Annotated in this window: 19 protein-coding genes; 5 read left to right on the top strand and 14 right to left on the bottom strand. The window is 62.2% G+C overall.

Annotation, left to right across the window (positions count from 1 at the left end):
* Positions 1-10: 10 nt before the first annotated feature.
* The 4 genes from cysN to DNK59_RS04415 form a co-directional block, all read right to left on the bottom strand.
* Positions 11-1,909: a sulfate adenylyltransferase subunit CysN gene (cysN, locus tag DNK59_RS04430; protein WP_092319660.1), complete on the bottom strand. Its 1,899-nt coding sequence runs from the start codon at positions 1,907-1,909 to the stop codon at positions 11-13.
* 53 nt (positions 1,910-1,962) lie between these two features.
* Complete coding sequence (locus tag DNK59_RS04425; RefSeq protein WP_092319658.1) at positions 1,963-2,304, bottom strand: four helix bundle protein; 342 nt, start codon at positions 2,302-2,304, stop codon at positions 1,963-1,965.
* A gap of 110 nt (positions 2,305-2,414) precedes the next feature.
* A complete protein-coding gene (gene cysD / locus DNK59_RS04420) occupies positions 2,415-3,332 on the bottom strand; it encodes a sulfate adenylyltransferase subunit CysD (RefSeq protein ID WP_060837559.1) in 918 nt (305 codons plus the stop codon).
* Between the two features lie 169 nt (positions 3,333-3,501).
* Positions 3,502-4,260: a Nif3-like dinuclear metal center hexameric protein gene (locus tag DNK59_RS04415; protein WP_092319656.1), complete on the bottom strand. Its 759-nt coding sequence runs from the start codon at positions 4,258-4,260 to the stop codon at positions 3,502-3,504.
* A 102-nt stretch (positions 4,261-4,362) separates the two neighbouring features.
* On the opposite strand from DNK59_RS04415, the gene algW reads away from it, so the two are divergent.
* From algW to DNK59_RS04400, 3 genes are all read left to right on the top strand, one after another.
* Positions 4,363-5,517 carry a Do family serine endopeptidase AlgW gene (algW, locus tag DNK59_RS04410; protein WP_092319654.1) on the top strand — a complete coding sequence of 385 codons (1,155 nt, stop codon included), beginning with the start codon at positions 4,363-4,365 and terminating at the stop codon, positions 5,515-5,517.
* 85 nt (positions 5,518-5,602) lie between these two features.
* Positions 5,603-7,708 (top strand): TonB-dependent siderophore receptor, encoded by a 2,106-nt coding sequence (locus DNK59_RS04405; protein WP_110722397.1) that lies wholly within the window; start codon positions 5,603-5,605, stop codon positions 7,706-7,708.
* A 12-nt stretch (positions 7,709-7,720) separates the two neighbouring features.
* A complete protein-coding gene (locus DNK59_RS04400; protein ID WP_110722396.1) occupies positions 7,721-8,449 on the top strand; it encodes a DUF4198 domain-containing protein in 729 nt (242 codons plus the stop codon).
* 102 nt (positions 8,450-8,551) lie between these two features.
* Here the strand turns inward: DNK59_RS04400 and hisC are convergent, their stop codons facing one another.
* From hisC to DNK59_RS04350, 10 genes are all read right to left on the bottom strand, one after another.
* Complete coding sequence (hisC, locus tag DNK59_RS04395; protein ID WP_110722498.1) at positions 8,552-9,604, bottom strand: histidinol-phosphate transaminase; 1,053 nt, start codon at positions 9,602-9,604, stop codon at positions 8,552-8,554.
* A 2-nt stretch (positions 9,605-9,606) separates the two neighbouring features.
* Positions 9,607-10,935 carry a histidinol dehydrogenase gene (gene hisD, locus DNK59_RS04390; protein WP_110722395.1) on the bottom strand — a complete coding sequence of 443 codons (1,329 nt, stop codon included), beginning with the start codon at positions 10,933-10,935 and terminating at the stop codon, positions 9,607-9,609.
* A gap of 154 nt (positions 10,936-11,089) precedes the next feature.
* Positions 11,090-11,725, bottom strand: coding sequence for an ATP phosphoribosyltransferase (hisG, locus tag DNK59_RS04385; RefSeq protein WP_016968619.1), 636 nt, complete (start codon positions 11,723-11,725; stop codon positions 11,090-11,092).
* 129 nt (positions 11,726-11,854) lie between these two features.
* Positions 11,855-13,120, bottom strand: coding sequence for a UDP-N-acetylglucosamine 1-carboxyvinyltransferase (gene murA / locus DNK59_RS04380; RefSeq protein WP_011059281.1), 1,266 nt, complete (start codon positions 13,118-13,120; stop codon positions 11,855-11,857).
* A 22-nt stretch (positions 13,121-13,142) separates the two neighbouring features.
* Entirely contained in the window at positions 13,143-13,382 is a 240-nt protein-coding gene (locus tag DNK59_RS04375; protein WP_016966651.1) for a BolA family protein, read from the bottom strand.
* Between the two features lie 117 nt (positions 13,383-13,499).
* Entirely contained in the window at positions 13,500-13,805 is a 306-nt protein-coding gene (locus DNK59_RS04370) for a lipid asymmetry maintenance protein MlaB (RefSeq protein ID WP_110722394.1), read from the bottom strand.
* Positions 13,802-14,455, bottom strand: coding sequence for a phospholipid-binding protein MlaC (locus DNK59_RS04365; protein ID WP_110722393.1), 654 nt, complete (start codon positions 14,453-14,455; stop codon positions 13,802-13,804). The genes DNK59_RS04370 and DNK59_RS04365 overlap by 4 nt, the downstream gene beginning before the upstream one ends.
* An 11-nt stretch (positions 14,456-14,466) precedes the next feature.
* Entirely contained in the window at positions 14,467-14,934 is a 468-nt protein-coding gene (mlaD, locus tag DNK59_RS04360) for an outer membrane lipid asymmetry maintenance protein MlaD (RefSeq protein WP_092319642.1), read from the bottom strand.
* Positions 14,934-15,731, bottom strand: coding sequence for a lipid asymmetry maintenance ABC transporter permease subunit MlaE (mlaE, locus tag DNK59_RS04355; RefSeq protein ID WP_092319640.1), 798 nt, complete (start codon positions 15,729-15,731; stop codon positions 14,934-14,936). The genes mlaD and mlaE overlap by 1 nt, the downstream gene beginning before the upstream one ends.
* On the bottom strand, positions 15,731-16,540 hold the full coding sequence (locus DNK59_RS04350; protein ID WP_092319638.1) for an ATP-binding cassette domain-containing protein: 810 nt from the start codon (positions 16,538-16,540) through the stop codon (positions 15,731-15,733). The genes mlaE and DNK59_RS04350 overlap by 1 nt, the downstream gene beginning before the upstream one ends.
* A 264-nt stretch (positions 16,541-16,804) precedes the next feature.
* Here DNK59_RS04350 and DNK59_RS04345 point away from each other — a divergent pair, with 264 nt between their 5' ends.
* Positions 16,805-17,779, top strand: a complete 975-nt coding sequence (locus DNK59_RS04345; protein WP_110722392.1) for a KpsF/GutQ family sugar-phosphate isomerase — start codon at positions 16,805-16,807, stop codon at positions 17,777-17,779.
* Positions 17,780-18,304 carry an HAD family hydrolase gene (locus DNK59_RS04340; protein WP_110722391.1) on the top strand — a complete coding sequence of 175 codons (525 nt, stop codon included), beginning with the start codon at positions 17,780-17,782 and terminating at the stop codon, positions 18,302-18,304.
* Position 18,305: the final 1 nt, after the last annotated feature.

Here is an 18,305-nt window from a genome sequence, read left to right as displayed (position 1 = left end):
TGGCTACGGCTTAGATCGCGCCGCGGCTACGCAACAGGTCCAGCACCTGCTTGACACTCTCTTCCACCGACAGCGCCTGGGTGTCGATCACCAGATCGGCATTGAGCGGCACGTCGTAAGGGAAGGATTCGCCCGGGATGTTATCCCCGCCCGCCGCGTACAGTCCTTGCGGATCACGCTCGGCGCACACCGCAGGCGATGCCTGGACGTAAACCGTCAGCAGACGCTCCTTGCCGATCAGGTCCTTGGCCTGCTCGCGTCCTTCGGCACTCGGCGCCACGAACGCCGCCAGGGTCAGCAGGCCGGCTTCGTTGAACTGACGGGCGACGTGGGCCGCACGGCGCCAATTCTCGGTCCGCCCGGCACGGTCCTGGGGCAGGCCCTTGTTCAGGTCGTGCCGCAGGTTCTGGCCATCGAGCACATACACCGCACGCCCCATGTCGAACAGCTTGCGCTCCACGGCGTAGGCCAGGGTGCTCTTGCCGGCGCCCGACAGGCCGCTGAACAGCACGGTGGCCGGTTGCTGGCCGAAGCGCTGGGCACGCTCTTCAGTGGCGACATGCGCCAGCTTGCCATGGTGGGTGGCGCTGCCATGGGCCACTGGCTGGGCGATGATCATGCCGGCGCCGACGGTGCCGTTGGTCAAGCGGTCGATGACGATGAAGGCCCCGGTGGTGCGGTTGCTGTCGTAGCCATCCAGGGCGATCGGCGCGTCGAGGCTGACCTTGACCTTGCCGATCTCGTTCAGTTGCAGCGCGCTGGCCGCACCCTCTTCCAGGGTGTTCACATCGACCTTGTGGATGATGCTGGCAATCGAGCCCGGCACGTAGCTGGTAGCGCGCTTGATGTCGTATTTCTTGCCCGGCAGCATCGGTTCTTCGGCCATCCACACCAGCATGGCTTCGAAGCTGTCGGTGACCGGCGGCACGTTGTCGGCATGCACCAGCAGGTCGCCACGGGAGATGTCGATCTCGTCTTCCATGGTCAGGGTCACGGCCTGGCCCGGGCCAGCCTGCTCCAGCTCGCCCTCGAAGGTGACGATGGACTTGACCCGGCTGCTCTTGCCCGACGGCAGCACCACGACTTCGTCGCCCTTGTGCACGATGCCGCTGGCCAGGGTGCCGGCAAAGCCACGGAAGTTCAGGTTCGGGCGATTGACGTACTGCACCGGGAAACGCAGGTCGGTGAAGTTGCGGTCACCGGCCACTTCCACGGTTTCGAGGATTTCCATCAGCGACTGCCCGGTGTACCAGGGCGAACGCTCGCTCTTGTTCACCACGTTGTCGCCCTTGAGCGCCGACATCGGCACGAAGTGCAGGCTGGTGGGCTGCAACTTCAGGCCCTGGGCAAACTTCAGGTAGTCGGCCTTGATCGACTCGAACACACCTTCATCGAAGTCCTTGAGGTCCATCTTGTTGATGGCGACGACGATGTGCTTGATGCCCAGCAACGAGGCGATGAAGCTGTGGCGACGGGTCTGGGTCTGCACGCCGTAGCGGGCATCCACCAGGATGATCGCCAGGTCACAGGTGGAAGCACCGGTAGCCATGTTGCGGGTGTACTGCTCATGGCCGGGGGTGTCGGCGATGATGAACTTGCGTTTGGCGGTGGAGAAATAGCGGTAGGCGACATCGATGGTGATGCCCTGCTCGCGCTCGGCCTGCAGCCCATCGACCAGCAATGCCAGGTCGATGTCGTCACCGGTGGTGCCGACCTTCTTCGAATCCCGGGTAATGGCTTCCAGGTGGTCTTCGTAGATCATCTTCGAGTCGTGCAGCAGGCGCCCGATCAGGGTGCTCTTGCCGTCATCGACGTTGCCGCAGGTGAGAAAGCGCAGCAGCTCTTTACGTTCGTGCTGGCCCAGGTACGCGAGGATATCCTCGCTGATCAAATCAGATTGATGGCTCATAGCGTTCAAGCTCCAAGCTGTCAGCTTCAAGCGGCAAGCTTGTCGGCGTACAGCTAGTCAGAAATTTTTTTGATCAAGCCGCTGAGCATTTTCGAAAGCTCGCGAGTTTCTGTAATCCAGTGTTCAGCCAGCGGTTGTGTGATGTAGGCAATTTCCTGACCGATGATGATCTGCGTGCGCAGCTCGCCATTGGAGGCTTTGGCGATCCAGAGATAGTGAACTTTCTCTCTGGCGCTACGCCGCTCCATGCCTTCGGCAATATTGGAGGGCACCGAGAGTGCTGAGCGCGTGATCTGACTCCGGAAGGAGAAATCCTCACATCGCGCAAACTCTCTGTAGATCTCCACCGCCAAGGCTTTGCTTCTACGCCAGACCACCAGTTTCTCGAAATCCATGACGAGTCATCCGGTGTCGGCTCACAGCAACCTGCCGCAAGCATCAAGCCACAAGCTACGCATCACGCAGGCAACTTGCAGCTTGTCGCTTGTCGCTTGTAACTTAAAACTCAGAAATAACCCTGACGTTTTTTATCTTCCATCGAGCCTGCGCCATCGTGGTCGATGACCCGGCCCTGGCGCTCGGAAGTTCGCGTCAGGAGCATTTCCTGGATGATGTCCGTCAGGCTCTCGGCCTCGGACTCAACCGCGCCCGTCAACGGGTAGCAGCCAAGGGTACGGAAACGCACTTTCTTCTTGACGATGCGGGCTTTCTCTTCATCGGACAGATGTTCGAGGATGCGCTCGTCATCGATCATGATCAGGGTGCCGTTCTTCTCGATCACTTCACGCTCGGCGGCGAAGTACAGCGGCACGATCGGGATGCCTTCCAGGTAGATGTATTGCCAGATGTCCAGCTCGGTCCAGTTGGACAGCGGGAACACGCGGATCGACTCACCCTTGTTGACCTTGCCGTTGTAGACGTTCCACAGCTCGGGGCGCTGGTTCTTCGGGTCCCAGCGGTGCTTGCTGTCGCGGAACGAGTAGACGCGCTCCTTGGCGCGGGACTTCTCTTCATCGCGACGGGCGCCGCCGAACGCGGCGTCGAAACCGTACTTGTCCAGGGCCTGCTTGAGGCCCTCGGTCTTCATGATATCGGTGTGCTTGGCACTGCCGTGGGTGAAGGGGTTGATGCCCTGGGCCACGCCATCCGGATTGACGTGAGTGATCAGGTCCAGGCCCAGTTCTTCGACCATGCGGTCGCGGAACTTGTACATTTCCTGGAATTTCCACTGGGTATCGACGTGCATCACCGGGAACGGCAGCTTGCCGGGGAAGAACGCCTTGCGGGCCAGATGCAACATCACGGCGGAGTCTTTACCGATGGAGTACAGCATCACCGGGTTGTCGAACTCGGCGGCCACCTCGCGGATGATGTGGATGCTTTCCGCCTCCAGCTGTTTCAGATGCGTTAGTTTGTCGACCATGGCTACTCACGAAAGCTTTCTTATGGACGGCCATCGGGCCGTGTTCGAGCGGGGCATGCTAGCACAGCGACCTGCTTCTAATCAGGAAGCCAACTAGAACGAAACGATATATGAATATGCCGCCCGGTTAGGCAGAAAAATCGCCTGCCCGGACGGCCCATGCACGGGATCAGATCGGGTTGGGGCAGTCGATGAACAGGTGCTCCAGAGCAAAGCGCCGGGCCAGATAGTCGCCCAGGGCCTGGACGCCGTAACGCTCGGTGGCGTGATGGCCGGCGGCGATGAAGCTGATGTCGTTTTCCCGGGCACTGTGAAAGGTCTGCTCCGAGGCCTCGCCACTCAGGTACAGGTCGACGCCGGCCTGCACAGCCTGGTCGATGTAGCCCTGGCCCCCACCGGTGCACCAGCCGACCCGGCGGATCATCTCGCTGCCTTCGATCAGCAGCGGTTCACGGCCCATCGCTTCCTGCACTCGCCGGGCAAAGTCCCGCGCGGTCATGGGTTCGCTGAGGGATCCGACCAGACCGACGACCTTGGGGTTCTCCGGGTCCAATGGGCCTTCCACGGTGATCTCCAGCTGCCGGGCCAACTGCACGTTGTTGCCCACCTCGGGATGCAGGTCCAGGGGCAGGTGATAGGCCAACAGGCTGATGTCGTGCTTGAGCAGGGTTTTCAACCTACGCTGCTTCATGCCGGTGATGCAGGGGTTCTCGCCTTTCCAGAAGTAGCCGTGATGCACCAGCACCAGATCGGCCTTGGCCTCCACGGCGGCATCCAGCAATGCCTGGCTCGCGGTGACGCCGCTGACAATACGCATCACCTGCGGACGCCCTTCGACCTGCAGGCCATTGGGGCAGTAGTCGGCGATGCGTGAACTGCCCAGATAGCGGTCCGCTTCTTCCACCAATGTACTCAGGGCAACGGCCATAAAAGACTCCTAAATATCCCGTTCAGAGGCGCGCGCGGCCTCGTATAATGCGCGACATTATGGGCCGTGCGCAGCCCTTCGTAACCACCCAGGACTCGCTCAATGCTCAAGGCTCTGCGTTTTTTTGGCTGGCCGCTTCTGGCCGGCGTGCTCATCGCGTTGCTGATTATTCAGCGCTACCCCCAGTGGGTCGGCCTGCCCAGCCTGGACGTCAACCTGCAGCAAGCGCCACAAACCACCAGCACCCGGCAGGGACCGGTGTCCTATGCCGATGCGGTGCTGATTGCCGCACCTGCGGTGGTTAACCTGTACACCACCAAAGTGATCAACAAGCCGGCCCACCCGCTGTTTGAAGACCCGCAGTTCCGGCGTTTCTTCGGCGACAACCTGCCCAAGCAGCAGCGCATGGAGTCGAGCCTGGGTTCCGGGGTGATCATGAGCCCCGAAGGTTACCTGCTGACCAACAACCACGTGACTTCCGGCGCCGAACAGATCGTGGTGGCGCTCAAGGATGGGCGGGAAACCCTGGCCCGAGTCATCGGCAGCGATCCGGAAACCGATCTGGCGGTGCTCAAGATCGACCTGAAGAACCTGCCTTCGATCACCGTCGGCCGCTCGGAAAGCGTCCGCGTCGGCGACGTCGCCCTGGCCATCGGCAACCCGTTCGGGGTCGGCCAGACCGTGACCATGGGCATCATCAGCGCCACCGGACGCAACCAGCTGGGCCTGAACAACTACGAAGATTTCATCCAGACCGACGCCGCGATCAACCCGGGCAACTCCGGCGGCGCCCTGGTGGACGCCAATGGCAACCTGACCGGGATCAACACCGCGATCTTCTCCAAGTCCGGCGGCTCACAGGGCATCGGCTTCGCCATTCCGATCAAGCTGGCCATGGAGGTGATGAAGTCGATCATCGAGCATGGTCAAGTGATCCGTGGCTGGCTGGGGATCGAAGTGCAACCGCTGACCCAGGAACTGGCGGAGTCCTTCGGCCTGGCCGGACGTCCCGGGATCGTGGTGGCGGGGATCTTCCGCGATGGCCCGGCACAGAAAGCCGGCATGCAACTGGGGGATGTGATCCTCAGCATCGACGGCGAACCTGCCGGTGACGGCCGCCGCTCGATGAACCAGGTGGCGCGCATCAAGCCGATGGAAAAAGTCGCAATCCTGGTGATGCGCAATGGCAAGGAACTCAAGCTGACGGCGGAAATCGGCCTGCGTCCGCCCCCCGCACCGGTCAAAGAAGCAGAGTAAAGCTGGGCCCGGCGATGCCGGGCCAACAGCATACATTCTCATTGGTCATGTTATATTGTTTCAATATTGCTATTGGAACAGCCCCATGACGTCCCGAAAAATCCTCCCCCTGGCCGGCCTGGCCCTGGGCCTGCTGGCCGACCCCCTGCTCGCCGAAGAACCGCAGCCCCTGGAGCTCGAAACCACCCGCATCACCAGCGAATACGAATCCGCCACAGGGCCGGTCAAAGGCTACCGGGCCACGCGCTCGGCCAGCGCCACCAAGACCGATACGGCGATCCGTGACATCCCACAATCTGTCAGCGTGATCCCCGCCAGCGTGCTCAAGGACCTGGGCAGCAGCAACGTCGAACGCGCCCTGGAGTTTGCCGGCGGCGTCGCCAAGCAGAACAACTTCGGCGGCCTGACCCTGTATGAATACAGCGTGCGAGGCTTCACCACCTCGGAGTTCTACAAGGACGGCTTCAGCGCCAACCGCGGCTACCCCAGCCCCCCGGACGCGGCCAATATCGAGCGCATCGAAGTACTCAAGGGCCCGGCCGCCAGCCTCTATGGTCGCGGCGACCCCGGCGGTACGGTGAATATCGTGACCAAGAAACCCCAGCCCGAAGCCTTCACCACCCTGCAGACCAGCGCCGGCAGTTGGGACCGCTACCGCACCGCCCTGGACCTCAACACCCCGCTGGATGCTCAGGGCAATCTGCTGTCCCGGGTCAATCTGGCGGTGGAGGACAACCACAGCTTCCGCGACCACGTCGACAGTCGCCGGGTGTTCGTCGCGCCGTCTTTCAGCTGGCAATTGAACCCGGACACCAGCCTGTTGGTGGAAAGCGAATTCGTGCGCCACAGCTCGACTTTCGACCGCGGTATCGTCGCCCCCAACAACCGCTGGAGCGGCGTCTCCCGCAAGACCTTCCTCGGCGAACCCAGCGACGGCAACATCGACAACCACAACAACATGCTCCAGGCCGCCCTGGAACATCACCTCAACGACAGCTGGAAGCTGCGCCTGGCGAGCCACTACAAGGAAGGCAAGTTGTGGGGCTTCGCCTCGGAGGCCCGTCCGCTGAATGCCGACCAGCGCACGGTCAATCGGCGCTACCGCGAGCGCGACAACAACTGGCACGACAGCATCACCCAGCTGGAACTGCGCGGCCTGTTCGATACCGGCAGCTGGCAGCACGAACTGTTGATCGGCAGCGAATACGAGAACTACCGCAAGAACGAACGAGTCACCACCTTCGCCGGCGGCCCTTACGCCATTGATATCCACGATCCGATCTACGGCCAGGCCAAGCCCGACGGCAAGCGTTCCGGCACGGACTTTTTCGAGCATATCGAAAGCCGGGCCCTCAACCTGCAGGACCAGATCATCTTCACCGACCGCCTGCGCGGCATGCTCGGCGCCCGTTTTGAACACTTCGAGCAAAAGATCGACGACCACACCACCGGCAAACGCAGCCGCCAGACTCACGACGCCCTGACCCAGCGCGCCGGCCTGCTGTATCAACTGACTCCGCAGTGGGGCCTGTTCGCCAACGCCTCCACCTCGTTCAAGCCCAACAACGGGCTGGATGCGGCCGGCAAGACCTTCAAGCCCGAGGAAGGTGTCGGTTATGAAGTGGGGATCAAGAGCGAGCTGTTCGACGAACGCCTGAGCGCGACCCTGGCCGCCTTCCATATCGACAAGGAAAACGTCCTGGCACTGGACCCCGGCAGCGACTCCAGCCGCGCCGTGGGCAAGGCCCGCAGCCAGGGCTTCGATGCGCAAGTGACCGGCCAGTTGACCGATGCGGTGCGGGTGATCGGTGCCTATGCGCTGATCGATGCCGAGGTCACCAAGGGCGATCGGGCGATCCCGTCCGGCAGCCGCATACTCGGCGTGGCCAAGCACAGCGGCAGCCTGTTGGGCGTCTATGAATTTCAGGACGGGCGACTCAAAGGCTCGGACGTCGGCGCCGCCCTGACCTACGTCGGCGATCGCTCGGGCGAGGCTGGAGGCAGCTTCGAGTTGCCCGCCTACCGCACCCTGGACCTGCTGGCCCACTACAAGGCCAGCGACAACCTGACCCTGGGCCTGAACCTGAACAACCTGTTCGACGAGAAGTACTACGAGCGCTCCTACAGCAACTACTGGGTCACTCCAGGCGAGCCGCGCAACTTCACCGTCAGCCTGACCCTCAACCTGTAGCCGGAAATCGCCATGCACAACCTCAAATCAATCGCCCTGCTGGGCCTGCTCGCCACCCTGGGTACAACCCAGGCCTCGGCCCACGGTCTGTGGACCGAACAGCGACGCGGGAATATCGAAGTGATCTACGGCCACGGGGCCGAAGACGATGCCTTCAAGGCCAAGAAGGTCAGCGGTGCCTGGGCCTACGACGGCGCCGCCAGAATGATTCCAGTGACCGTGCAACGCCTGGCCGACCACGCACGCCTGCAACCACTCAAGCCACCGGCGGTGCTGGCCGTGGCGCTGGACAACGGTCCGTGGTCGCAAACGGCGGACAAAGGCTGGGTCAACCAGGGGCGCAGTAAAGTCCCGGGGGCGATCGCCTCGACCCACACCTTCAAGTACAGCCTGGCGATCTATCAAGCGGGGGCGAAGCTGCCAAAGCTGGAACAGCTCAAGCTGCTGATCCTGCCGGAAGTCGACCCGCTGACGGTGGGCCAGGGCAACAGCCTGCCGGTGCGGGTACTGCTGGATGGGCAGCCCGTGGCTGGGGTCAAGTTGATCGGCGATTATCGCAATGCACCGAGCACCCTGAGCACCGAGACCGATGCCCAGGGACGCGCGCAAGTGCTGGTGAGAAATGAAGGCTTGAACGTGATTGCCGCAGAGCTTGAAGTACCGCTCAAGGACGATCCGGATGTGGCTTCACGCGGCCTGTTCAGCTCCCTGACCTTCCTCGGCAACCCGCACCACGAATGAGGGCAGCCGGGGGCTGCAGCTACAAGTGGCAAGCTTGTAGCTGCAAGTCAGAGGCTCCTGGCATTGCTCTGGGCTTCCAACTTGCAGCTTGCAGCTCACGACTTAGAGCTGCCCCAACCCGTCGATCAGTGCCTGGTTCTGCTCCGGGGTGCCGATGCTGATCCGCAGGAACTGGGCGATCCGCTCCTGCTTGAAGTGACGCACTATCACCCCTTGCTCGCGCAGCTTGGCCGCCAGCCCCGCCGCATCGTGCTGCGGGTGGCGGGCAAAGATGAAGTTGGCCGCCGATGGCAGCACTTCAAAGCCCTTGGCCTGCAACTGCGCCACCACCCACTCGCGGCTGTCGATCACCAGCTGGCAGGTCTTGGCGAAATATTCGCGGTCCTCGAAGGCCGCCGCCGCACCGACGATCGCCAGGCGATCCAGCGGGTAGGAGTTGAAGCTGTTCTTGATCCGCTCCAGGGCCTCGATCAGGTCCGGATGGCCCACCGCCAGGCCCACCCGCAAGCCGGCCAGGGAGCGCGACTTGGACAGGGTCTGGGTCACCAGCAGGTTGGGGTAGCGGTCCACCAGACTGATGGCGGTCTGGCCGCCGAAGTCGATATAGGCTTCGTCCACGCCCACCCCCGAACCCGGGCTGGCCTGGAGGATCTGCTCCCCCGCCTCCAGGGCCAGCAGGCAGCCGGTCGGCGCGTTCGGGTTGGGGAAGATGATCCCGCCGTTGGGCTTGGCGTAGTCGGCTACGTTGATCTGGAACTGTTCGTCCAGGGGCACCGCCTGGTAATCGATGCCATACAGCCCGCAGTACACCGGGTAGAAGCTGTAGCTGATGTCCGGGAACAGCAGCGGCTGATCCTGCTGCAGCAGGCCATGGAAAATGTGCGCCAGGACTTCGTCGGAACCGTTGCCGAGGAACACCTGGTTGCCCTGCACCCCGTAGTAACTGGCCACTGCCTGCTTGAGCAGGTCGCTGTTGGGGTCGGGGTACAGGCGCAGGTTGTCGTTGAGCTCGGCCTGCATCGCCGCCAGGGCCTTGGGCGACGGGCCATAGGGGTTTTCATTGGTGTTGAGCTTGACCAGCTTGGTCAGCTTGGGTTGTTCGCCCGGCACGTAAGGCACCAGGTTCTTGACGAACGGACTCCAGAATTTGCTCATGTTCATTGCCCCTGATCTTGGTCGTCGACGATGCGGTATTCGGCGCTGCGGGCGTGGGCGGTCAGCGACTCGCCACGGGCCAGCACCGAGGCGGTCCGGCCCAGCTCGGACGCACCCTGCTCGGAGCAGAAGATGATCGACGAGCGTTTCTGGAAGTCATACACCCCCAGCGGCGAGGAGAAACGCGCGGTGCCGGACGTCGGCAGCACGTGGTTCGGCCCGGCGCAATAATCGCCCAGCGCCTCGGACGTGTGACGGCCCATGAAGATCGCCCCGGCGTGACGGATCTGCGGCAGCCAGGCTTGCGGGTCGGCCACCGACAACTCCAGGTGCTCGGGGGCAATGCGATTGGCCACGTCCATGGCTTGTTGCATGTCGCGAACCAGGATCAGGGCGCCACGGCCATTGATCGAGGTGTTGATGATCTCTGCGCGTTCCATGGTCGGCAGCAGCTTGGCGATGCTCGCAGCGACTTTATCCAGGAACTCGGCGTCCGGGCTGACCAGTATCGCCTGGGCGTCTTCGTCGTGCTCGGCCTGGGAGAACAGGTCCATGGCGATCCAGTCCGGATCGGTCTGGCCGTCGCAGACCACGAGGATCTCCGACGGGCCGGCGATCATGTCGATGCCGACCTGGCCAAATACGTGGCGCTTGGCGGTGGCCACATAGATGTTGCCCGGACCGACCACCTTGTCCACCTGGGGCACGCTTTCGGTGCCGTAGGCCAGCGCGGCAACAGCCTGGGCGCCGCCGATGGTGAACACCCGGTCGACCCCGGCAATGCAGGCCGCCGCCAGCACCAGTTCGTTGACTTCACCACGCGGGGTCGGCACCACCATCACCACTTCAGCCACGCCCGCCACCTTGGCCGGGATCGCGTTCATCAGCACCGACGACGGGTATGACGCCTTGCCCCCCGGTACATACAGGCCGGCGCGGTCCAGCGGCGTGACCTTCTGGCCCAGCACCGTGCCGTCGGCCTCGGTGTAGCTCCAGGAATCCTGCTTCTGTTTCTCGTGATAGCTGCGCACCCGCGCCGCGGCCTTTTCCAGGGCTTCGCGCTGGGCCACGGTGATTCGGGTCAGGGCCAGTTCCAGGCGCTCGCGCGGCAGGATCAGATCGGCCATGGAAGCCACCTGCAAACCGTCGAAACGCTGGGTGAACTCCACCAGCGCCGCATCCCCGCGCTCACGCACGGCCTTGATGATGTCCAGCACCCGCTGATTGACCGAATCGTCAGAGACACTTTCCCAGCTCAGCAGATGATCCAGATGACGGGCGAAATCCGGATCGGCAGCGTTGAGTCGGCGAATTGCAGTCGGAGCGGTCATAGCGAAGGCCTCAGTAATTGGCGAGTGCTCAAAAGGGCAAGCTTGGATTTGCAAAGCTCAGGCGCCGCAAGACTACCAAGCCATCCGCGTGGGCACCTGAGCATTCTGGCTATGACGCGGATAGATGGGCGCGGCTCAAGGCCACGCATGTGAATCAGCCGCGGTGTCGCGACTCCACTGCCTTGCGCAGGGTGTCGATCAACGCCTGGATACGGGCGTGCTGCATCTTCATCGATGCCTTGTTGACCACCAGACGGGAGCTGATGGTGGCGATCAGTTCCTGGGGCTCCAGACCGTTGGCCCGCAGGGTGTTGCCGGTGTCGACCACGTCGATGATCTTGTCCGCCAGACCGATCAGCGGCGCCAGCTCCATGGAGCCGTAGAGCTTGATGATGTCCACCTGGCGGCCCTGTTCGGCGTAGTAACGCTTGGCCACGTTGACGAACTTGGTGGCTACCCGCAGGCGCCCCTTGGGTTCGACGGCGCCGATGGCTCCGGCGGTCATCAGCTTGCACTGGGCAATCTGCAGGTCCAGCGGTTCGTACAGGCCCTGGCCGGAGTACTCCATGAGGACGTCCTTGCCGGCCACCCCGAGGTCGGCGGCGCCATGTTCGACATAGGTCGGCACATCGGTGGCGCGCACGATCAGCAGGCGTACATCGTCCTGGGTCGTGGGGATGATCAGTTTGCGGCTCTTGTCCGGATTCTCGGTCGGCACGATGCCCGCTTCAGCCAGAAGCGGCAGCGTGTCGTCGAGGATACGGCCCTTGGACAGTGCGATGGTCAACATGAGTAACGTAAGTCCTTATGCGGCGACTGATGCCCGGACGCAAACGGCGCCAGACATGCGTCGAGCCTGAAGACAGGCTCGACGTGGAACAGATTCGGCTGTGGGCACCTCCCTGTGCCCGTCATGCAACTAGCCCGGTACGCGGCGGATCTTCGCGCCGAGCATCTGCAGCTTCTCTTCGATGCACTCGTAACCACGGTCGATGTGGTAGATGCGGTCGATCAGGGTATCGCCTTCGGCCATCAGGGCCGAGATCACCAGGCTGGCCGAGGCCCGCAGGTCGGTGGCCATGACCGGCGCGCCCTTGAGGATTTCGGTGCCGGTGACGATCGCGGTATTGCCTTCGACCTGGATCTTGGCGCCCATGCGGTGCAGTTCGTACACGTGCATGAAACGGTTTTCAAAGATGGTCTCGATCACCGCGCCAGTGCCTTCGGCAATCGCGTTCAGGGAAATGAACTGAGCCTGCATGTCGGTCGGGAACGCTGGGTACGGAGCGGTACGCACGTTGACCGCCTTCGGGCGCTTGCCGTGCATGTTGAGCTCGATCCAGTCGCTGCCGGTGGTGACTTCAGCGCCGGCTTCCTTGAGTTTCTCCAGTACGGCTTCAAGGATGGTCGGATCGGTGTCCTTGACCTTGACCCGGCCGCCGGTGACGGCTGCCGCCACTAGGTAGGTGCCGGTTTCGATACGGTCGGGCATGACCTTGTAGATCGCCGAATGCAGACGCTCGACGCCATCGATGGTGATGGTGTCGGTGCCGGCGCCGGAAATCTTCGCGCCCATGGCGATCAGGAAGTTGGCCAGGTCGACGACTTCAGGTTCGCGGGCGGCGTTCTGCAGCACGCTGCGGCCACGGGCCAACGCCGCGGCCATCATGATGTTTTCGGTACCGGTCACGCTCACGGTATCGAAGAAGAAGTTCGCACCGCGCAGGCCGCCTTCAGGGGCCTTGGCCTTGATGTAACCGCCTTCGACGTCGATCACTGCACCCATGGCCTCCAGGCCGCGGATGTGCAGGTCAACCGGGCGCGAGCCGATGGCGCAACCACCCGGCAGGGCCACTTCGGCTTCGCCGAAACGGGCAACCATCGGGCCCAGCACCAGGATCGAGGCGCGCATGGTTTTCACCAGCTCGTAAGGCGCCACCAGGGTCTTGATGGTGCGCGGGTCGATTTCAACGCTGAGTTTCTCGTCGATCACCGGCTCGATGCCCATGCGACCGAACAGCTCGATCATGGTGGTGATGTCGTGCAGGTGCGGCAGGTTGGCCACGGTGACCGGGCCATCGCACAGCAGGGTTGCCGCCAGAATCGGCAGCGCGGAGTTCTTGGCCCCGGAAATGCGGATCTCGCCATCAAGGCGAACGCCGCCGGTAATAATCAATTTATCCATAACAGTCTCGACGCCCTTGGGCTCAGGTGCGCTCGGCCCAAGCCGCGCGGCTGAAAAATTTCATAGTGATCGCGTGGATGCTGCCATCGGCAATCCATGGATTCAAATGGGCATAGATGCTCTGCTGACGCTTGACCGGGCTCAAGGCCACCAGTTCGTCGCTAATCACGTTCAGCTGAAAGTTGCAGCCTTCGCCCTCAACTTCTACCTGAGCTCCGGGCAGCTTTCCCTCAAGAAAGCTCTTCACTTCGTTGGCCTGCATGCTCAACCTCAATCGGCGCCCTGTGCGCGCGGGTCGGACATCATACAAAAAAGCCCCGCGCCTGCGAACCCCGCATAGCAGGACTCTGACGGGGGGCTTCTATATAGATGTGGGTTACTACGGATGGAGGAGGATCTCGGTGACCCCGGATACCTCGGCGATTTCCCGCATGCCCTCGGGCAGGGCGCGAACGCTCACCGTCTTGCCCAGCCCCTGACCATCGCGAATGAAGGCCAGCAATAGGGCCAGACCGACACTGCTGGATTTTTCCACAGCCGAGCAATCAAGCACCAGGGCCGTGCCCGGACTCGACTTGATCAGCGCCCGGCCCTGCTTGCGCAGGCCCGGGCCGCTGCGGTAGTCCAGCACGCCACCGATCAGCAGCTCCCCGGCGTCACCCAGGCGTACGGCCGACTCACTCATTGCGCAGCCTTATGGGCGGCGTCTTCGGTGACTTCCTTGGCCTTGGCCACTTCGCCGGCCCAGCCGTCGATGGTCTTGTCCAGGTTGTTGCCGTTGCGCTGCATGGCGTCGGCGAACTGATCACGGAACAGCTTGCCGATGTTGATGCCGTTGATGATCACGTTACGCACTTTCCACTCGTCGTTGATCTTCTCCAGGGTGTAGGACACCGGATAGATAGCGCCGTTGTTGCCTTTGACTTGCATGTCCACGCTGGTACGGGTGCCGCTTTCATCCCTGGCCGGAGAAACGGTGATGCCCTGGTTGTTGTACTCGAGCAAGGCGTTGCCATAGAACTGCATCAGGCTGCGCTTGAAGTTCTCCTGGAAGCGCGCCATCTGCTCCGGGGTGGCCTTGCGCGAATACTTCACGGTCATGATGCTGCGGGAGATGCCGTCGGCATCCACCACCGGACCGACAATGCCGTTCAGGGCGTTGTAGAAGTCGTTCGGGCTTTGCTTGTACTTTTCCTTGTTGGCCGCCAGATCCGCCAGCAGGCGGGTGGTGGTGTCCTGCACCAGATCGTGGGCGGAAGGTGCACTGGCCGCGTTAGCCAGCAACGGCAGGGCCGCCAGCAGCACCAACAGGCCACGTCGCAAGATAGAGATCATCGAAAAACTCCTCATTTGGCGTCTTTGCTAACGGTATTGAGCAGGAATTTACCGATCAGGTCCTCCAGCACCAGCGACGACTGGGTGTCGTGGATGGTCCCACCATCCTTGAGCAAGGTTTCTTCCCCGCCCACGCTGATACCGATGTATTTCTCACCCAACAGGCCAGCCGTCAGGATAGATGCAGTGGAGTCGGTCGGCAGATTATCCACACGTTTTTCCAGCTGCATGGTCACCCGACCGGTGAAGCTGTCGCGGTCCAGATCGATCGCCGTAACCTTGCCGATGGTGACCCCAGCCATGGTGACCTTAGCTCTGACCGTCAAACCGGCGATATTGTCGAAGTAGGCGTAAAGCTTGTAGGTATCGGTGCTTGCGCTCGGAGACAAGCCACTGACTCGCAGGGCAAGCAACAGCAAAGCCAGGATGCCGGCCAGCAGGAAAAGGCCGACACCGATTTCCAGGGTGCGGTTTTGCATCAGAAATCTCCAAACATCAAGGCGGTCAGAATAAAGTCCAAGCCCAGTACGGCCAACGAGGCGTACACCACGGTCTTGGTAGTGGCACGGCTGATCCCCTCTGAAGTGGGCTCACAGTCGTAGCCTTGGAATACGGCGATCCAGGTCACTACAAACGCAAAGACGATACTTTTGATCACGCCATTGAGTACGTCACCGCTGAAGGTCACGCTGTTCTGCATGTTCGACCAGTAGGAACCTTCATAGACCCCCAGCCAGTCCACAGCAACCCAGGAACCGCCCCAGATCCCCACCACGCTGAAAATCATCGCCAGCAGCGGCAGGGAGATGAAGCCGGCCCACAGGCGTGGCGCGATGATGTACTTGAGCGGGTCGACCCCGATCATCTCCAGGCTGGAGAGCTGCTCGGTGGATTTCATGTTGCCGATCTCGGCAGTCAGCGCCGAACCTGCACGACCAGCGAACAACAGCGCGGTAACCACCGGCCCCAGCTCACGCAACAGGGTCAGGGCGACCATCTGCCCCACCGCCTGCTCCGAACCGTAGCTGGAGAGAATGTTGAAGCCCTGCAGCGCCAGCACCATGCCGATGAAGATTCCGGACACGACGATGATCACCAGGGACATCACGCCCACGGAGTGCAGTTGCTTGATCAGCAAGCCGAAACTGCCACCGATGCCACCGCGGCCCAGCAACGCGTGAAACAGGAACAGGGTGGAACGCCCCAGTACCGCCAGGACATCAATGCCTGAGCGACCGAAGAGGCGAACCCTCTCGATTAGCGATATTTTGCGCATCAGCGCTTCCCCAGAAGATCTGCGCGGTAATCCGTCGCTGGAAAGTGAAACGGCACCGGGCCGTCGGGATCACCCTTCATGAATTGACGGATACGCGGATTGTCGGAGTCCATCAGTTCGTCAGGAGTTCCCTGACCCAACACCTGGCCATCACCGACTACATAGAGGTAATCGGCAATGCTCGCGGTTTCCGCAAGATCATGGGACACCACGATGCTGGTAATGCCCAGGGCATCGTTGAGCAGACGGATCAGCCGCACCAGGACACCCATGGCAATCGGGTCCTGCCCCACGAAAGGTTCGTCGTACATGAGAATCTGCGGGTCCAGGGCGATGGCCCGGGCCAGGGCGACCCGGCGCTTCATGCCGCCGGACAGCTCATCGGGCATCAGGTCGACGGCACCCCGCAGGCCCACCGCCTGCAGCTTGAGCAGGACAATGTCGCGAATCATCTCGTCCGGCAGTTCGGTATGCACCCGCAGCGGAAAAGCCACGTTCTCGAACACATCCAGATCGGTGAACAGGGCGCCACTCTGAAACAGCACGCCCATCTGCTTGCGCGCATCGAACAGATCGCTGCGCGAGAGGCTCGGCAGATTCTGGCCGTTGACCCACACTTCGCCGCTGCTGGGCCGCAACTGCATGCCCATCAAGCGCAACAGGGTGGTTTTTCCGCAGCCGGAAGGCCCCATGATGCCGGTGACCTTGCCTCGCGGAATACGGATATCCACGTTATTGAAAATGCTGCGCGCACCGCGCTTGAAGGACAGTCCCTTCAGCTCGACCGCGTAGGCGTTATCGGCACTCATCTAAACTCCTTGCGATGCAGCCTATCACTCGGACGCTTGGCTCCCTGCCGGGAGTACGTGCCCCTGGGCAGGCCGAACTGGCGGCGAACTATATCACTGCTGATACGACGCCCCCAAGGCCGAAGCCGTGAACGTTCAGGTCCAGGACAGGCAAAATCGGAGGATTCCTGATACCGGCCAGATAAAGGCTGACGAACTTGCGTGAGGGATTTGCTCATTACCGCTATAATCGCCGCCTTTTCATCGGGCTATACGATTTCAGACATGAGCCAATCCAGCGACCTGATTCAATCAGCACAACGCACCATCCGCCTCGAACTTCAGGCCGTAGAAGGCTTGCTGCCCCATATCGACGCAGATTTCGTACGCGCTTGCGAGATGATTCTGGCCAGCAAAGGCCGCGTGGTCGTGGTCGGCATGGGCAAATCCGGGCACGTCGGCAACAAGATCGCCGCTACCCTGGCGAGTACCGGAACCACGGCTTTCTTTGTCCATCCAGCCGAAGCCAGCCATGGCGACATGGGCATGATCACCCGCGATGACGTGATCCTGGCCCTTTCCAACTCGGGTTCCACCAACGAAATCGTCACCCTGCTGCCGCTGATCAAGCGCCTGGGCATCCAGCTGATCAGCCTGACCGGCAACCCTGAGTCGCCACTGGCCAAGGCCGCCGACGTCAATCTCAACGTGCATGTCGAGCACGAGGCCTGCCCGCTGAACCTGGCTCCCACCTCCTCGACCACCGCGGCCCTGGTCATGGGCGATGCCCTGGCCGTGGCCCTGCTGGAAGCCCGCGGCTTCACCGCCGAAGACTTCGCGTTCTCCCATCCCGGCGGCGCCCTGGGCCGCCGCCTGCTGCTCAAGGTCGAGAACGTGATGCATGAAGGCAACGATCTGCCGCAGGTGCAACGGGGCACCCTGCTCAAGGATGCGCTCATGGAAATGACCCGCAAGGGCCTGGGCATGACCGTGATTCTGGAGGCCGACGGTCGCCTGGCCGGGATCTTCACCGACGGCGACCTGCGCCGCACCCTGGATCGCGCCATCGATATCCACCACGCCACCATCGATTCGGTCATGACCCCTCATGGCAAGACCGCCCGCGCCGATATGCTGGCCGCCGAAGCCCTGAAGATCATGGAAGACCATAAAATCAGCGCCCTGGTGGTGGTGGACAAGGAAGACCGGCCGATCGGCGCCTTGAACATGCACGACCTGCTGCGCGCGGGAGTGATGTAAATGAGTGCCGACCTGCTGCAACGCGGTAAACACATCAAGCTGGCGGTCTTCGACGTCGACGGCGTCCTGACCGACGGTCGTCTGTACTTCCTTGAAGACGGCAGCGAGTTCAAGACCTTCAATACCCTCGACGGCCAGGGCATCAAGATGCTCATGGCCGCCGGGGTGCAGACCGCGATCATCAGCGGGCGCAAGACCCCGGTGGTCGAACGCCGCGCCAAGAACCTGGGGATTCCCCACCTGTACCAGGGCCGCGAAGACAAACTGGTGGTACTGGACGAGCTTCTCGCCCAACTGGGCCTAAGCTATGAACAGGTCGCCTACCTGGGTGACGACCTGCCCGACCTGCCGGTGATCCGCCGTGTCGGCCTGGGCATGGCGGTGGCCAACGCCGCCGGTTTTGTCCGCGAACACGCCCACGGCATTACCGCTGCCCGCGGCGGCGAAGGTGCCGCACGGGAGTTCTGCGAGCTGATCCTGCGTGCCCAGGATCGTCTTGAAGCAGCCAATGCCGCTTATCTATAGA

This window comes from Pseudomonas sp. TKO26, assembly GCF_003225665.1.
In the GTDB taxonomy this organism is placed as follows: domain Bacteria; phylum Pseudomonadota; class Gammaproteobacteria; order Pseudomonadales; family Pseudomonadaceae; genus Aquipseudomonas; species Aquipseudomonas saponiphila.
This window is presented reverse-complemented; position numbering and strand designations above follow the sequence as displayed.

Bases quoted from the DNA above. Each gene is read 5' to 3' on its own strand.
- cysD (WP_060837559.1), bottom strand. From the start codon at position 3,332: ATGGTCGACAAACTAACGCATCTGAAACAGCTGGAGGCGGAAAGCATC.
- hisD (WP_110722395.1), bottom strand. From the start codon at position 10,935: ATGACCGCTCCGACTGCAATTCGCCGACTCAACGCTGCCGATCCGGAT.
- DNK59_RS04370 (WP_110722394.1), bottom strand. From the start codon at position 13,805: ATGAGTGAGTCGGCCGTACGCCTGGGTGACGCCGGGGAGCTGCTGATC.
- murA (WP_011059281.1), bottom strand. From the start codon at position 13,120: ATGGATAAATTGATTATTACCGGCGGCGTTCGCCTTGATGGCGAGATC.
- DNK59_RS04425 (WP_092319658.1), bottom strand. From the start codon at position 2,304: ATGGATTTCGAGAAACTGGTGGTCTGGCGTAGAAGCAAAGCCTTGGCG.
- DNK59_RS04365 (WP_110722393.1), bottom strand. From the start codon at position 14,455: ATGATCTCTATCTTGCGACGTGGCCTGTTGGTGCTGCTGGCGGCCCTG.
- DNK59_RS04375 (WP_016966651.1), bottom strand. From the start codon at position 13,382: ATGCAGGCCAACGAAGTGAAGAGCTTTCTTGAGGGAAAGCTGCCCGGA.
- algW (WP_092319654.1), top strand. From the start codon at position 4,363: ATGCTCAAGGCTCTGCGTTTTTTTGGCTGGCCGCTTCTGGCCGGCGTG.
- DNK59_RS04415 (WP_092319656.1), bottom strand. From the start codon at position 4,260: ATGGCCGTTGCCCTGAGTACATTGGTGGAAGAAGCGGACCGCTATCTG.
- DNK59_RS04400 (WP_110722396.1), top strand. From the start codon at position 7,721: ATGCACAACCTCAAATCAATCGCCCTGCTGGGCCTGCTCGCCACCCTG.
- DNK59_RS04345 (WP_110722392.1), top strand. From the start codon at position 16,805: ATGAGCCAATCCAGCGACCTGATTCAATCAGCACAACGCACCATCCGC.
- cysN (WP_092319660.1), bottom strand. From the start codon at position 1,909: ATGAGCCATCAATCTGATTTGATCAGCGAGGATATCCTCGCGTACCTG.
- DNK59_RS04350 (WP_092319638.1), bottom strand. From the start codon at position 16,540: ATGAGTGCCGATAACGCCTACGCGGTCGAGCTGAAGGGACTGTCCTTC.
- mlaD (WP_092319642.1), bottom strand. From the start codon at position 14,934: ATGCAAAACCGCACCCTGGAAATCGGTGTCGGCCTTTTCCTGCTGGCC.
- DNK59_RS04340 (WP_110722391.1), top strand. From the start codon at position 17,780: ATGAGTGCCGACCTGCTGCAACGCGGTAAACACATCAAGCTGGCGGTC.
- DNK59_RS04405 (WP_110722397.1), top strand. From the start codon at position 5,603: ATGACGTCCCGAAAAATCCTCCCCCTGGCCGGCCTGGCCCTGGGCCTG.
- hisC (WP_110722498.1), bottom strand. From the start codon at position 9,604: ATGAGCAAATTCTGGAGTCCGTTCGTCAAGAACCTGGTGCCTTACGTG.
- hisG (WP_016968619.1), bottom strand. From the start codon at position 11,725: ATGTTGACCATCGCACTGTCCAAGGGCCGTATCCTCGACGACACGCTG.
- mlaE (WP_092319640.1), bottom strand. From the start codon at position 15,731: ATGCGCAAAATATCGCTAATCGAGAGGGTTCGCCTCTTCGGTCGCTCA.